The following is a 13,637-nucleotide window of genomic DNA, read 5'->3' as shown; positions in this document are numbered from 1 at the left end:
TGGTTCGTCACAATCAGGCTTGGCGATATGGGCGATTTTTGGGTTTTTGGCTACGGCTCACTGATCTGGCGGCCGGGATTCGCGCATGTCGAGACGCGGCGCGCCCGCCTGCATGGCTACCGCCGTTCGCTCTGCGTCTATTCTTTCGTGCATCGCGGCACGCGCGAACGGCCGGGCCTGGTGCTCGGACTCGACCGCGGCGGCTCCTGCATCGGGCTGGCATTCCGGGTTCCAGGCGAGCTGCGCAACGAGGTCGTCACCTATCTGCGCGAGCGCGAGCTGGTCACCAACGTCTATCTCGAACGTGCGCTCAGCGTTCGCCTCGACAAGAGTGAAACGGATGAGGGCGAGACGGTCGAAGCCGTCGCCTATGTCGTGGACCGCAGCCATGAGCAATATGCCGGTGCGCTCGACCCGGCCGAGGCGGCGGCCGTCGTTCGCGGCGCCGTCGGCCAGTCGGGGAGGAATGAGGATTACGTCTTCAGCACGCTGGAGCACCTTGAAGCACTGGGTATAAGCGATCACTGGCTGGAAGAGGTGACAAGACGGATCGCGACCTAGCTTCGGCGTCGTGATCCGGGCTACATCCTAAAAATCTGTTTGCCAAGATCGGTGCGATCCAGGCTGTTTGCCACGGCAAGGTTGAACTCGGTCAGCGCGTGGAGACCGCCGACTGGAACGTGGAAGCCGGGCTGGCCGAAGATGTCGATGATCTCGCGTAGCACAGGCCGGTCGGCTTCGGCCGGCGGCGAAAAGAAATAGCGATAGATATTCGCCCTGATCTCGACGCTGCTCAGCAAGATATCGAAATTGTGCAGTTCGAAACGCTCGGCACTCATGCCGCCATTGATCACCATCTGCCCACCGAGCGCCAGGGTGCGGATCAATTCGCCGCTGAGAGGTCCGCCGACACTGTCGATTATCCCGTTCGATCCGGCGCCAGCGGTGATATCCATCACCGCTTCCCGGATACTTGCCTTCAAGTCCGAAAGATCAAGAATGGCGGCGACGCCAAGCGTCTTCAGGTCGAAGCTTTGGTGCGAGCGCCGCACAAGCGCGATGACGTTGATGCCGCGTCGTTGGGCGAACTGCATCACCATTGTCGAAATCGACGAATAGCCGGCCGTGACAGCCAGCCACTGGCCGGGCCGCACACGGGAATCCGTCAGCAGATCCCACGCGGTAATGGGGTTCACCATCTGCGCGGCGCGTTCGACCGGATAGCCGGCAGGCAACGGTATCAGCCATTCGGCGGGAACGGCCGCGTACTCGGCCCAGCTGCCATAATAGCTGAACGCGACAAGCGTGCCCGGTTCCAGCAAGACGTTCGCGCCAACGGCTTCGACGATGCCGGCGCCATGGTTTCCGGCGATCTGCTGGGGAAAATGCGGCTTCTTCGGTTCGGGATAGAGGTTCTGGATAAACAGGAAGTCGCCCGGATTGACCGAGGCCGAGACCATCCTGACCAGCACCTCGCCGTCGCCGATCCGCGGCATCGGCAGATCGTGCATATAGAGCACGTCGTGCGGCGAGCCGATTGCGTCAAATACAATTGCTTTCATGCCGGTCTCCATAACAAACGATCTGAGGCCAACAGTCTGGGCCTGGCCCGACCGTGCCGAGATTTGCGTTGGCGCTGCGGAACCTACGGTCGGCCGGCAAAAGTCAGAATTGGCAGATTTGACAATCTATGTGCTAAATTTGCCAGATCGTTTCTTCAGACGCTGCTGGTTTTAGATCCCGGACGCGGCGCGACGGGTCGCGGTTTTGTGAAGCGCCAGCGGGCTGGATAAGTGGCTATGCGTTTGACGTCGCTGCAGCACGACATAGGTTAGCCCGGTCGGCGGCTCCCAACCGCCCCAGCATGAATCATCAGGGAGATCAGCCTTGCAGAAGCGTCGTCTCGGTCGCACCGACCTATCCATCGCGCCTTTGGTTCTGGGCGGCAATGTATTCGGCTGGACCGCCGATGAGAAAACCTCATTCGACTTGCTCGACCGCTTTGTCGACGCCGGCCTCAACGCCATCGATACGGCCGATTCCTATTCGCGCTGGATTGCCGGCCACCAGGGCGGCGAATCCGAAGCCATCATCGGCAAATGGATGAAGAGCCGCGGCAACCGCGACAAGGTGGTCGTCGTCACCAAGGTCGGTTCGGACATGGGGCAGGGCAAACGGGATCTATCCGCCGCCTATATCGAAAAGGCCATCGACGCCTCGCTGAAGAGGCTGCAGGTCGACACTGTCGATGTCTATCTGTCGCACTGGCCTGATCCGGCCACTCCGTATGAGGAAACGCTCGGCGCTTACCAGAAACTGCTCGACAAGGGCAAAATCCGCTATGCCGGCGCTTCCAACCTCGACGCCGCCCAATTGCGCGCCGCACTCGACGTAGCAAGCCTGCGCGGCCTGCCGCGTTACGAGGTACTGCAGCCGGAATACAACCTCTACGACCGCTGGTCCTTCGATGGTCCGCTGCGTAACCTGTGCGTGGCCGAGGACATCGGCGTCATCACCTATTTCAGCCTCGCCAAAGGGTTTTTGAGCGGCAAGTACCGCAGCGAGGCCGACCTCGGCAAAAGCCCGCGCGGCGGCGGTGTGAAAGGGTACCTCAATTCGCGCGGCATGCGCATCCTCTCAGCGCTCGATGGCGTGTCGGCCAGACATTCGGCCAAGCCGGCGGAAGTCGCGCTGGCCTGGGTTATGGCGCGCCCCGGTGTCACCGCGCCGATCGCCAGCGCGACGACGCTCGACCAGCTCGACAGCCTGGTGCGTGCCGCGTCGTTGCAGCTCAGCCCGGACGACATCGCCGAGCTCGATAAGGCCAGCGCATAGCCACGCACGATCGTTCAAGACCGGCGCCGCTGCCTTGCCCTACCGTCCCTGCATCGCCGCAGGATGCAGGAACGCCGCATGGCCGGACAGGTTTTTTTCGATCAGCAGCTATGGCAGCAATTGCTGGCGCTTGTGCTGGCATCGGCCATTGTCATGGGCAGCCCGGGGCCAGCGACGATAAGTGTCACGGCGTTCGGCGCCGCGTTCGGCCTGCGCGATTCGCTCCGCTATGCCTCGGGGATCGTTGTCGGCACGGTCCTCGTGCTGTTGGTGGTGGCGACGGGCATCATGGCCGTTCTCACCGCGCTGCCGAAACTCGCAGCGCTGCTGGCGCTCGCGTCAGCAGCCTACATCCTCTACCTGGCGTTCAAGATAGCGACGGCGCCGCCACTGGCGGCACGCGTCGGTGGGGCGGCGCTTCCCACGTTCCTTGGCGGGTTCCTTCTGGCCGTTGCCAACCCGAAAGCCTATGTGGCGATTGCCGCCGTGTTTGCCGGCGCGTCTTCCGGCACCGGCGGCCTTGCTATTTCAGCCAAGCTGGCGGTCCTCGCCTTGATGATCGTTGCCATTCATCTCTTGTGGCTTCTCGCCGGCGCGGCCTTTGCACGTTTGTTGCGCAAACCGCTGGCGTCGCGGATCATCAATCTGGTGTTTGCCGTAACGCTGATTGCAACAGCCGCCCTGGCTGCCCTGCCGTGAGCCGTTCCGGCACCGCGGGCGTTGCCTCAGCCTTTCAATTCGGGTTTCCCGTCCAGCTCACCAAGCCGTTTCACCGCCGTCGGCGGCATCGGCGGCGGGTTCGGCGTCTGCGACGCTTCGACGAGGAGCTGGTCGCAGGCGGCTTCCGTCTCGCCGATCAGCCGCTGCATGAATTCTTCCTTGCCGAGGCCGGGCGGGATCGGTGGCAGGAAGCGCGCCTTGATCGTGCCGGGATAGCGCAGGAATTTGCGGCGCGGCCAATAGAGGCCGGCGACGTGAGCGACCGGCACCACCGGAATGCCAAGTTGCGCATAGAGTTCGACGATGCCGTATTTGTAGACCGGTTCGTCGCCCGGCGCCCGGCGCGTGCCCTCGGGATAGATGATGAGCTGGCGCGGATTGCGCGCCAATTCCCGTTTGGTCGCGGCGATCACCGTCTTCAATGCCTTCGAGCGGCTGCCGCGGTCGACCGGAATCATCCGCATCTTCAAAATGTACCAGCCGAAGAACGGGATCCAGGTCAGCTCCCGTTTCAATATGTAAACGGGATCGTCGAGATACGGCAGGAAAGCGATCGTGTCCCAGAAAGACTGATGCTTCGGCGCCAGGATGAAGGAGCCTTCAGGCAGGTTTTCCTGGCCGGTAATCTCACTTCTGGTGCCGGCGATCTTGTCGTAGAGCCACATGCTGGTGCGCGACCAGAATTTCGGCACGAACCAGGCGCGATGGCGCGGCGACAGGAAATAATACGGGGTCCAGAGGATCATCTGGACGATCAGATTGAGGTAGAAGGCGAGATTGAACGCCAGCGAGCGGAAATAGAGCATACAGCAAGTGCCCGATGAGGAGGTGTGCGTTGGTACACCAAGCGCCGGCAAAAAGGAAACCTTGCGAGGCGGCCGATCGGCCGCTCTTGCGATGGGCCGCCTCCGTCACGTTTGCCACGCCGCCTGCAGCAGGCGCTGTCTCAGGCGCGGGGCGGCGAAGTCGAGGAATGCGCGCAGCTTCACCGGCAGCAGCCCCTGGCCGGCATGGACGAGGCTCACCGGCCATGGGTCTGGCTCAAACTCCTGCAGCACCGGGCGCAGCGTACCCGACCGGACGGCGGCGGCGATCTGGTAGGAAAGCAGCCTCGTTACGCCGACGCCGGCAACCGCCGCATCGATTGCTGCCTCAGCGGTGTTGACCCGTAGCCGGGAACGGACCGGCACGGTGAATTCGGCCTTGCCGGTGGCGAAGCTCCAGCCGGCGGCGGTGAGCCCTTCGAAGGTGATCGCAACGTGCGCCGCAAGCTCTTGCGGGGTTTTAGGTATGCCGTGCTCGGCGAGATAGGCCGGGCTCGCGCAAACGACGTGACGGATTGAGCCGATTCGGGTCGCGACCATGGTTGAATCGGGAAGTCGACTAATACGGATGGCGACGTCGATATGCTCTTCGATCAACTGGGTTATCCGGTCCGCGAGTGTCAACCGGACACTTACATCCGGGTAGGCGGCAAGGAAGCCGGTGACGACCGGCAGCACATGCAGGCGGCCAAAGACGATCGGTGCAGTAACGATCAGTTCGCCGGTCGGGGCGGTATACTCGCCGGCGGCTATTCGCTCCGCCTCGCCAACCTCATCGAGAATGCGACGACAGGCGGCGAGGTAGGCGTGGCCTGCATCGGTCAGCGACAGCTGCCGCGCCGAGCGGTTCAACAGCCGCGTCTTCAGGTGCTTCTCCAGATCGGAGACTTTGCGGCTGACGGTTGCCAGCGGAATGCCGAACCGGCGCCCGGCGGCCGAAAGGCTCCCAGCGTCCACCGCGGCGACGAAAAGCGACATGGCGTCGAGGCGATCCATACTTCTCCCGTAAAATGGAAGGGCGAGTTGCAGATATGCCATCTACATCCGGAATATGGAAGATCGCATATTTGGCGGACAGAACCGGTGCACGAAAAGGAAATGCCGATGTCCCGTATCCCCACACCTCAGTCCATAGCGGCCGCGCCCGCTGCGTCGCAGGCCGCGCTGCGGGCCGTCGAGCAACAACTCGGGCTCGTGCCGAACCTGTTCCGGCTCGTTTCCAACAGTCCGGCCGCGCTGGAAGGCTATCTCGGTCTGTCCGGGGCACTCGCCAAGGGCAGCCTGCCCGGGCCGACGCGCGAGCGCATCGCGCTGGCCGTCGCCGAAATTAATGGTTGCAGCTATTGCCTTTCCGCCCACACCTATCTCGGCAAGAACCTCGCCAATCTGGATGGCGCTGAGATGGTGGCCAACCGAGGTGGCGGGTCGAACGAACCCAAGGCTGCAGCAGCCGTGCGTTTCGCGGCCAAGATCGCGCGCGACCGCGGCCGTATCGGTGACGAGGATCTCAACGCCGTCAGGTTCGCAGGCTACGACGATGCGCAGATCATCGAAATCGTCCAACATGTCGCTCTCAATGTCTGGACCAACTATATCAATGAGGTCGCCGGGACAGAGATCGACTTTCCGGTGGTTTCTGCCCGCAAGGCAGCCTGAGTTCAATGACCACTGCGTTGCCGGTCGCAGTCCCGCCCGCGCCGCAAGGAGTTCCCATGTCTGAAAGCCGCCCGCCGCTTCCGCCATTCACCGCCGAGACCGCCGCACAGAAGGCACGCATGGCGGAGGATGCCTGGAACTCCCGCGATCCGACACGGGTTGCGCTTGCGTACACAATCGACAGCCGCTGGCGCAACCGGGCCGAGTTCCTGCAAGGGCGCGGCGCCATCCAGACCTTCCTCACGCGCAAATGGGATCGCGAACGCGACTACCGGCTCATCAAGGAGGTCTGGGCCTTCCGCGACAATCGCATTGCCGTGCGCTTTGCTTATGAGTGGCACGACGACAGCGGCTCGTGGTTTCGCAGCTACGGCAACGAGAACTGGGAGTTCGACGAACATGGATTGATGCGCTTGCGCATCGCCAGCATCAACGACCTGCCGATCCGCGAGGCCGACCGCGAATATCATTGGCCGCTCGGCCGCCGGCCGGACGACCATCCCTCTCTGACGGAACTCGGCCTTTAAAGGAGGCTTGCCATGAATGCTCATGCTTTCACCAGCGATGTCGCCTTCACCCCGACGGTGAAGGCGATCCAGGCTCGCAAAGGCTCACGTGACGCCTATGCCCGTGTCGAAGAGCGTGGCGGCTGGCAGGCGGCAATCACGCCCGATCTCGCCGGCTTCATCGAGGCGCAGACCAGCGTCTTTCTGTCGACCGCCAATGCGGACGGGCAGCCTTACATCCAGCATCGCGGCGGGCCTGCCGGTTTCCTCAAGGTGCTCGACGAACGGACGATCGGCTTTGCCGATTTTTCCGGTAACAGGCAGTTCATCACCCAGGGCAACCTCAGCGACAACCCACAGGCTTTCCTGTTCCTGATCGATTACGCGCACCGGCAGCGGATCAAGATCTGGGGCAAAGCGCAGGTCGTCGAGGGCGATGCCGAACTGACGGCAAGGCTGATGCCGCAAGACTATAAAGCGCGACCCGAGCAGGTCATCCTGTTTACCGTTTCTGCCTGGGATTCAAATTGCTCGCAGCACATCCCGCAGCGCTTCGAAGCGGCCGACGTGGCGGCGGCTCTGGGCGAACGCGACCAGCGCATCGAACGGCTCGAACAGGAGATCGCACGCTTGCGATCGGATGCAGCAGCCAGGGAATAAGAACCAGGGAATAAAAAGTGCCGGTGCCGTTCAGCTTCCGCCTGCGGCGTCGGCCAGCGTCACGCTGTCGGGTTGCTTCACTGGCATGATGCCGCGCGCCAGCGCCAGCAGATATTTGTTGTATTCGGTGAACAGCACGCGCAGGGCTTCCGGCTTGGTCAGCCAGCCGCCATTCTCGAGGTTGGTATTGACCACCGGATAGGGCTGGAGCCTTGCGCCGTGCAGCAGCCGGCCCATTTCCAGCAGGCTGCGCGGCATGTGATAATTGTTGGTGACGAGGATGACGGTGCCGTAGGCGTGGTCTTCGACCCATTTGGCGCTTTCCTCGGCATTGCCGATCGTGTCGAGCGCGGCGCGGTCGATGTCGACGCAGCAGGAAAACAGCCTCTTGTCGCCGCCGGTCGCGGCCTGAAGCTGGCGGCGGCTGGCGGAAGGATGGACGCCGCTGATCAGCAGCCGTTCGCCCTTGCCTGATGCAAGCAGCCCCATTGCGGCGTCGAGGCGCGACTGGCCGCCGGTCAGCACGATGATAGCGTCGGCCCTTGCCGGATTGGCGGGCGTCGTCAGATGGCTGACGGTATTGGCGAACCAGCCGAAGCCGGCGACAAACAACACCACAAGCGCGAGCAGAAGGAGAGCCGAGAGGCGCAAGGAGCGAGCTGCCAGCAGCCGCCCACGTCCGGCGAATTGATCTTTGGCGAATTGATCCGGTTTGGCGAATTGATCCGGCTTGGAAAATTCATCGGGCCCGGCGAATTCATGCGGACGCGCAACCAGCACTGGCATGCACCCAGCGGTATCGGTCGAGTCCCGAACGTCCATCATGAAATGGTTAATCCCGAAATACGGCCTTTGGTAGGAAAAAAATGCAATTTTCGTGACGATGCGTTTTCATCCGTGATCGACCTTTCCTTTAGCCGGCGTCCGGCTGGCGAATGTCGATGTCGCTGAGATAGGTAACCACGGTAAAATGGGAGGTTGCCGCCGTCAGCGCTCCGATCACCAGCACCATGACGGCGACACCGAGATAGCCTGCGGAGCCGATGGCGAAATTGCCGAACAGGGCGGTCGCCTGGTCGGCCTGCGGCGTTGCCATGTTGCGTGACGACCACCAGGAGAAGACGATGAAGACTAGGATCGCCGCGGCGCCGCCTGCCGCGGCGCCCTTCATGCCGGTGACCAGAAAATGCCGGCGGAATTCGCGCGCGATGAAGCGCGCCTCGGCGCCGACGAAATGCAGCACCTCGATGATGTGGCCATTGCCGGCCATGGCGCCGCGCGTCGCGAACACCACGGTCAGCACCGTCGCCGACAGCATCAGCGCCAGCACTGCGATACCGATCGTTACCGTGGTGCGGGCCATGGCAACCAGCCGGTCGACCCAGGTGCGATGATCGTCGAGCGAGGCGCTCGGCAGTTTCGGCGTGATCGCCGCGCGCAGTGCGGCGAAATCGGGCGGGTTGTTCTCGTCGATGGTGATGATGATCAGACGCGGCACCGGCAGCTCATCGATGTTCAGGCCCGAGCCCAGCCAAGGTTCGAGCAGCCGGGCCGTTGCTTCGCGGTCGACGATCCGGGCGCTTTTCACGCCAGGGAATTCGCCGGCGATCTGCGAGGCCCGCGCAAGTGCAGCCTCCATGTCGAGGCCGTCGACCGGCTTGATCTGGATGGTCGCCTCGCGCGAGATCTGGTTCTCCCAGACGGAGGCGGTGTCGCGCACCAGCGTGACGGCGCCAAACGTCAGGCAGGACAGGAAGGTCATGATGGCGATAACCAGCACCAGCGCCCGGCCGGCGATGTTCTGCGCCGGCACGATCGGCGCCAGCTTGCGCTGGACGCGGGGCTTGGCCGCGGCCGCGTCCTGACCCTCGAAATGTTCGACGGAGAGCTCAGTCATAGATGTCCAGCCTTCCGCCGGCCAGGATCATTCGCCGTGCGTCGACCTGTTCCATCAGGCCGAGGTCGTGTGTGGCGATCACCACGGCGGTGCCGAGCCGGTTGAGCTCGATGAACAACCGCAGCAAGCGTCGCGCCAGCGGCGGGTCGACATTGCCGGTCGGCTCGTCGGCGAGCAGGATCTCGGGCTGCTCGATCAATGCCCGGGCGATCGCGGCGCGCTGCTTCTCGCCGCCAGACAGCACCGGCGGCAGCACATGCATGCGCTCGCCGAGGCCGACCCATTTCAGCAGCTCGGTGACGTCGGTGCGGTAACTCGCCTCCTCGCGGCCGCGCACGCGCAGCGGCAAGGCCACATTCTCGTAGGTGGTCATATGATCGAGCAGGCGAAAATCCTGGAACACCACGCCGATGCGTCGTCTCAGATGCGGCAGTTCGGTACGCGAGATGCGCGAGCGGTCCTTGCCGAAAATGGTGATCAGACCGCGCGTCGGCTTCAGCGACATGAACAAAAGCCGCAGCAACGTCGTCTTGCCGGCGCCTGAAGGTCCGCTCAGGAACTGAAAGGAGCGCTCCGGAATGTGCAAGGAGATGTCGCGGAGAATCTCCGGACCCATGCCATAGCGGAGGCCGACATTTTCGAAGCGGATCACTTTCGACGACCTGAAATTCCCGGCGGCAAGATGCCAGCCCTTTCTGTGGAAAGACCATCGGCCGGCATGGTTAACCGAGGGTTAATTTGGCGGCTTTTCGAGCGACTCACAGGGGTTCCGGTGGGGAAGCGTTAACCATTTGCGTTTACCAAAAGAAACGAACAGCGAACAGGTGCCGTAGTGTTGGGCCATGATGGCTGAGGATCGAACCGCGCGCCCGGTTTCCGGCGAAATCATGACCGATCCGGCCGCCGAACCGGAACGCATCATGCGCGACGTGGCCGCCGACGTTATCGATGCCGACTATGAGGTGCTGGCCCGCCATTTTACACGTCCAGACTTTGCGCCGCCGCCTGCGCGCATGATGTCCACGCCTTCGATCGAAGGCATGGACATGTTGCGCAAGCCCGAAACCGCCGTCCAACGGCCGTTGTGGGTGCACGGTGGGCCGATCTTCTGGATTGCCGGCGCCGGTGCCGCTTTTGCAGCCTTCTGGATTTCGGGCGGCCATGCGCTGGTTCGTTAGAGCGGCGCCAGAAAATCAACAGATCACCAGATAAACGATTCGCGGCGCGTTGGGACATCGACCGTTCGGGCGCGCCCGCCAAAGATTTGGCCTTGCCAGCCGGCTCGACATGCCTAGAAACGGGGTTGAAGACCGTTTCGGTCGGCTTCGCCTGCAAGGCGATCTTTTCTGGAAAGGCAGCCAATGCCAGTTGTGCGCGGCAAGGACATCGAAGTCCTGTTTTCGGCGTCCGCCATCGCGCGGCGGAACCTGGAACTTGCCAAGGAGATCGCCGGGCACGACTACCACGACCTTCTGGTAATCTCGGTGCTGAAGGGATCGTTCATCTTCGCCGCCGATCTTATCCGTGCCATGCACGATGTCGGTCTGTCGCCGGAGGTCGAGTTCATCTTCATCTCCAGCTATGGCGCCGGGACAATCAGCGGTGAGGTGAGGGTGCTGCGCGACATCGACAACGAGGTCGCGGGTCGCGACGTGCTTCTCATCGACGACATTCTGGAATCCGGCAAGACGTTGAGTTTCACCCGCGACCTCATGCTGTCTCGCGGCGCGAGGAGCTGTGCAATCGCCGTGCTGCTCGACAAGCGTATGCGCCGCCAGACCACGCTCAACGCCGACTATGTCGGCTTCGACTGCCCCGATTATTTCGTCGTCGGTTATGGCATGGACGTCGCCCACGCGTTTCGCGAATTGCCCTTCGTCGGCATCGTCAAGGGCGACGCCTAAAAGCGCGTCGCCGCTCGCGGTTCAGGAAACATCAACTTTTCCCCGCCAAATATCCTGCCCATGGCAAAGCTCCTGATCGTCGAGGACGATGAATCCGTCCGCACTCTCGCCGCCCGTGCGCTCGAACGCGCCGGGCATAACGTCACTGTTGCCGCCGACGGCGCACACGGCCTTTCTCTGATCCGGGCGGCGCAAGGGAGCTACGACCTTGTGCTGTCCGACATCCGCATGCCGGAAATGGACGGCATCGAGATGGCCAAGGCGGCAGCGGCGCTGTTCCCGGCGATGAAGATCATGCTGATGACCGGCTATGCCGACCAGCGCGAGCGCGCCGAGGAATTGGACGGCATTATTCTGGACGTCGTGCAAAAGCCGTTCACGCTGGCTGAAATCCGCGCCCGCGTCGAACAGGCGCTCGCCTGCTTCGCTTAAAGCGCGTCGCGTTCGGTCGGCCTCATGCGACTCGCTTTAGGTTCTTCTTTTTTATGCATGTCGTTGTCGCAAAACCGCTGCACACTTTTGCGCGACATGCATTAAAGCCCAAGGCCGACCGCCTTCAAGCAGGGTCGCAGGTCGCCGCAATGGCTGGCGCGCCGCTCCGGCGCCGGCTGGCATTGAGTGCAAACAGGCCGGCGCCGATGATGAGGGCTGCGCCGGCCGCCGTCGCCGGCCGCGGCACTTCGGCAAAGAACAGAAAACCCCATAGCGGCGACCAGATGATACCGGTGTATTCGAAGGTGGCGACGCTGTTGGCGAGCGCCAGCCGGTAGGCCTGCGACAACAGGATCATTCCGGCCGAAGCTACGAAGCCGCATGCCCCCATCTTGAGGAGATCCGGGGTCGTCGGCCAGACCCATGGCCGGACGAGGAATTCGAGGCTCGGATGCACGGCGTGGTCGATGCCCGCCAGCCAAAACAATGCCGCCACCAAGGCGGCGCCGACCAGATAGGCGCCGTTCTGATAGAACGCCATGACGCTCGAGGATTCGGTGTCGCCGATCTTGCGTGCCATCAGCTGCGAGAAACCGTAGAGCAGAGCCGAACCTAGCGACAGCAGCGCTGCCCAGTCGAACAAGCCGGCGCCCGGGCGCACCATCACCAGCACGCCGAGCATGCCGACCAGGACGGTGGCGAGCGCCTGCCAGGATACGCGTTCGCCGAGATAGGGACCGGCCAGCGCCATGATGAACAGCGGCGCCATGAAATAGAGCGCCACCGCATCAGCCAGCGGCAGGGCGGCGATTGCCAAATAGTAGGCCGTATAGGAGGTGAACTGGATGAAGGCGCGCATCGTCAGCATGCCGAACCGCTTCGACAGGATCGCCTGCAATCCGACATCGGCGTCGACCAGGAAAACCAGGATCGGCAGGGCGACGATCGAGCGGATCGCCATCACCTCGGTGACCGGATAGTGGCTCGACACTGCCTTGACCAGCGGGTCCTGCAGCGAAAAGACCAACACGCCGAGACAAAGGCTGAGGATGCCGAGCACAAGCCGATTCTGCATATGCGCTCCTGGCTCCCGCGTGGACGGCCGAAAGCAGGCCTGCATCCGGGTAAAAAGAACCCGCCACCGTTTCGGGCAGCGGGTACGAGTGAGGACTTTGATTGGTCCGCGACCGATTTCGCGGCCGCATATCCAATGGGTGAGGCGACTATCGTCCGCCGTTTGACATGTTGCAAACGAATTGGAATGATGCCAGCAATCAGATTTTCTTATGGCGGGCACATGCGACCCAATCTCGACAGCGACTTGTTGCGCACCTTCGTGGCGGTCGCCGACACCGGCAATTTCACCAAGGCGGCGGAGCGGGCCGGCCGCACCCAGTCGGCGGTCTCCATGCAGATGAAGAAGCTCGAAGGCATGGTCGGCGACAACCTGTTCGAGCGCGGCTCGCGCGGTGTGGCACTGACGCGGCGCGGCGGCGAGCTCATCGGCAACGCCAGGCGCATCGTGTCACTGCTCGACGAGACGGCGGCATCGATGGTCGCGGCGCCGCTTGGCGGGCCGGTGCGCATCGGTATCCCGGAGGAATACGGCCACGCGATCCTGTCGCGCGCGCTCGGCGCCTTTGCCAAGCGCCATCCTCAGGTCGACATCACCGTCCGCTACGCGCATTCCGGTGCGCAGATCGCGGCGCTCGCCGCCGGCGAGCTCGACCTGGCGGTGGTGTTCGAATGGCAGGATTTGTCAGGCGGTGAGGTGCTGATGCATGATCCGACCGTATGGGTGACGTCGGAGCTGCATCACATGCATGAGGAGCGGCCGGTGCCGATCGCACTCTACAACCGCGCCGGCTGGTGCAAGGATTTCGCGATAAAGTCGCTGGAACAGCGCGGTCTCGACTATCGTGTCGCCTACACCAGCGATACCAATGGCGGCCTGCGGCTCGCCGTCACCTCCGGGCTGGCGATTGCGCCGATCTCGCGCAGCAACATCCCGGCCGGCTGCCGCGAGCTTGCGGCCGCCGACGGGTTCGGAGACATCGATTCCTCGAACGTAGTGCTGCGGCGCAATCCGAACGCTTCCGGCGAGGCCATCGACGGCATGGAAGAGGCGATCCGCGAGGCGTTCACCAACCGTTAAAGCGTGCCGCCCAGTCCGGCGGTGGCAGCCACCCCGGACCCCGCGGCG

The 13,637-nt window shown here is 63.0% G+C and carries 17 protein-coding genes; 10 read left to right on the top strand and 7 right to left on the bottom strand.

Annotation, left to right across the window (positions count from 1 at the left end; translation table 11 throughout):
- The first annotated feature begins 27 nt into the window (after nt 1-27).
- A complete protein-coding gene (locus AC0L2P_RS24990) occupies nt 28-561 on the top strand; it encodes a gamma-glutamylcyclotransferase (RefSeq protein ID WP_473504959.1) in 534 nt (177 codons plus the stop codon).
- A 20-nt stretch (nt 562-581) separates the two neighbouring features.
- Here AC0L2P_RS24990 and AC0L2P_RS24985 read toward each other — a convergent pair whose 3' ends face one another.
- Nucleotides 582-1,562 carry a quinone oxidoreductase family protein gene (locus tag AC0L2P_RS24985; RefSeq protein ID WP_473504958.1) on the bottom strand — a complete coding sequence of 327 codons (981 nt, stop codon included), beginning with the start codon at nt 1,560-1,562 and terminating at the stop codon, nt 582-584.
- Nucleotides 1,563-1,887: 325 nt separating this feature from the next.
- On the opposite strand from AC0L2P_RS24985, the gene AC0L2P_RS24980 reads away from it, so the two are divergent.
- Both AC0L2P_RS24980 and AC0L2P_RS24975 read left to right on the top strand, forming a co-directional pair.
- Nucleotides 1,888-2,835, top strand: coding sequence for an aldo/keto reductase (locus tag AC0L2P_RS24980; RefSeq protein ID WP_473504956.1), 948 nt, complete (start codon nt 1,888-1,890; stop codon nt 2,833-2,835).
- Between the two features lie 78 nt (nt 2,836-2,913).
- On the top strand, nt 2,914-3,534 hold the full coding sequence (locus AC0L2P_RS24975) for a LysE family transporter (protein ID WP_473504954.1): 621 nt from the start codon (nt 2,914-2,916) through the stop codon (nt 3,532-3,534).
- A 26-nt stretch (nt 3,535-3,560) separates the two neighbouring features.
- On the opposite strand, the gene AC0L2P_RS24970 is transcribed toward AC0L2P_RS24975, so the two are convergent.
- Nucleotides 3,561-4,361: a lysophospholipid acyltransferase family protein gene (locus AC0L2P_RS24970; protein WP_473504952.1), complete on the bottom strand. Its 801-nt coding sequence runs from the start codon at nt 4,359-4,361 to the stop codon at nt 3,561-3,563.
- A gap of 105 nt (nt 4,362-4,466) precedes the next feature.
- Complete coding sequence (locus AC0L2P_RS24965) at nt 4,467-5,375, bottom strand: LysR family transcriptional regulator (protein ID WP_473504950.1); 909 nt, start codon at nt 5,373-5,375, stop codon at nt 4,467-4,469.
- Between the two features lie 108 nt (nt 5,376-5,483).
- Between AC0L2P_RS24965 and AC0L2P_RS24960 the strand changes: the two genes are divergently transcribed.
- Genes AC0L2P_RS24960 through AC0L2P_RS24950 form a run of 3 tightly spaced genes read left to right on the top strand, consistent with a single transcriptional unit; the run spans nt 5,484 to nt 7,201 of the window.
- Nucleotides 5,484-6,035 (top strand): carboxymuconolactone decarboxylase family protein, encoded by a 552-nt coding sequence (locus AC0L2P_RS24960; RefSeq protein WP_473504948.1) that lies wholly within the window; start codon nt 5,484-5,486, stop codon nt 6,033-6,035.
- A gap of 56 nt (nt 6,036-6,091) precedes the next feature.
- Nucleotides 6,092-6,562, top strand: a complete 471-nt coding sequence (locus AC0L2P_RS24955; RefSeq protein ID WP_473504946.1) for a nuclear transport factor 2 family protein — start codon at nt 6,092-6,094, stop codon at nt 6,560-6,562.
- A gap of 12 nt (nt 6,563-6,574) precedes the next feature.
- Nucleotides 6,575-7,201 (top strand): pyridoxamine 5'-phosphate oxidase family protein, encoded by a 627-nt coding sequence (locus tag AC0L2P_RS24950; RefSeq protein WP_473504944.1) that lies wholly within the window; start codon nt 6,575-6,577, stop codon nt 7,199-7,201.
- A 30-nt stretch (nt 7,202-7,231) separates the two neighbouring features.
- Here the strand turns inward: AC0L2P_RS24950 and AC0L2P_RS24945 are convergent, their stop codons facing one another.
- The 3 genes from AC0L2P_RS24945 to ftsE all read right to left on the bottom strand — a co-directional run bounded on the left by AC0L2P_RS24945 (nt 7,232) and on the right by ftsE (nt 9,750).
- Nucleotides 7,232-8,026, bottom strand: a complete 795-nt coding sequence (locus AC0L2P_RS24945) for a YdcF family protein (protein ID WP_473504942.1) — start codon at nt 8,024-8,026, stop codon at nt 7,232-7,234.
- Between the two features lie 88 nt (nt 8,027-8,114).
- On the bottom strand, nt 8,115-9,098 hold the full coding sequence (locus AC0L2P_RS24940) for a cell division protein FtsX (RefSeq protein ID WP_473504940.1): 984 nt from the start codon (nt 9,096-9,098) through the stop codon (nt 8,115-8,117).
- Nucleotides 9,091-9,750, bottom strand: coding sequence for a cell division ATP-binding protein FtsE (gene ftsE, locus AC0L2P_RS24935; protein WP_010911739.1), 660 nt, complete (start codon nt 9,748-9,750; stop codon nt 9,091-9,093). The genes AC0L2P_RS24940 and ftsE overlap by 8 nt, the downstream gene beginning before the upstream one ends.
- 235 nt (nt 9,751-9,985) lie before the next feature.
- Here ftsE and AC0L2P_RS24930 point away from each other — a divergent pair, with 235 nt between their 5' ends.
- The 3 genes from AC0L2P_RS24930 to AC0L2P_RS24920 all read left to right on the top strand — a co-directional run bounded on the left by AC0L2P_RS24930 (nt 9,986) and on the right by AC0L2P_RS24920 (nt 11,434).
- Nucleotides 9,986-10,276, top strand: coding sequence for a hypothetical protein (locus tag AC0L2P_RS24930; RefSeq protein WP_473504938.1), 291 nt, complete (start codon nt 9,986-9,988; stop codon nt 10,274-10,276).
- Nucleotides 10,277-10,459: 183 nt separating this feature from the next.
- A complete protein-coding gene (hpt, locus tag AC0L2P_RS24925) occupies nt 10,460-11,002 on the top strand; it encodes a hypoxanthine phosphoribosyltransferase (RefSeq protein ID WP_473504937.1) in 543 nt (180 codons plus the stop codon).
- A 60-nt stretch (nt 11,003-11,062) separates the two neighbouring features.
- Nucleotides 11,063-11,434 carry a response regulator gene (locus tag AC0L2P_RS24920; RefSeq protein WP_352691048.1) on the top strand — a complete coding sequence of 124 codons (372 nt, stop codon included), beginning with the start codon at nt 11,063-11,065 and terminating at the stop codon, nt 11,432-11,434.
- A 124-nt stretch (nt 11,435-11,558) separates the two neighbouring features.
- Here the strand turns inward: AC0L2P_RS24920 and AC0L2P_RS24915 are convergent, their stop codons facing one another.
- Entirely contained in the window at nt 11,559-12,509 is a 951-nt protein-coding gene (locus AC0L2P_RS24915; RefSeq protein ID WP_473504935.1) for a DMT family transporter, read from the bottom strand.
- Between the two features lie 222 nt (nt 12,510-12,731).
- Here AC0L2P_RS24915 and AC0L2P_RS24910 point away from each other — a divergent pair, with 222 nt between their 5' ends.
- Nucleotides 12,732-13,589 carry a LysR substrate-binding domain-containing protein gene (locus AC0L2P_RS24910; protein ID WP_473504933.1) on the top strand — a complete coding sequence of 286 codons (858 nt, stop codon included), beginning with the start codon at nt 12,732-12,734 and terminating at the stop codon, nt 13,587-13,589.
- Nucleotides 13,590-13,637: the final 48 nt, after the last annotated feature.

It is taken from the genome of Mesorhizobium sp. WSM4836 (assembly GCF_055811815.1).
The sequence above is the reverse complement of the archived record's forward strand: the minus strand, read 5'-3'. Positions and strand labels throughout refer to the sequence as shown.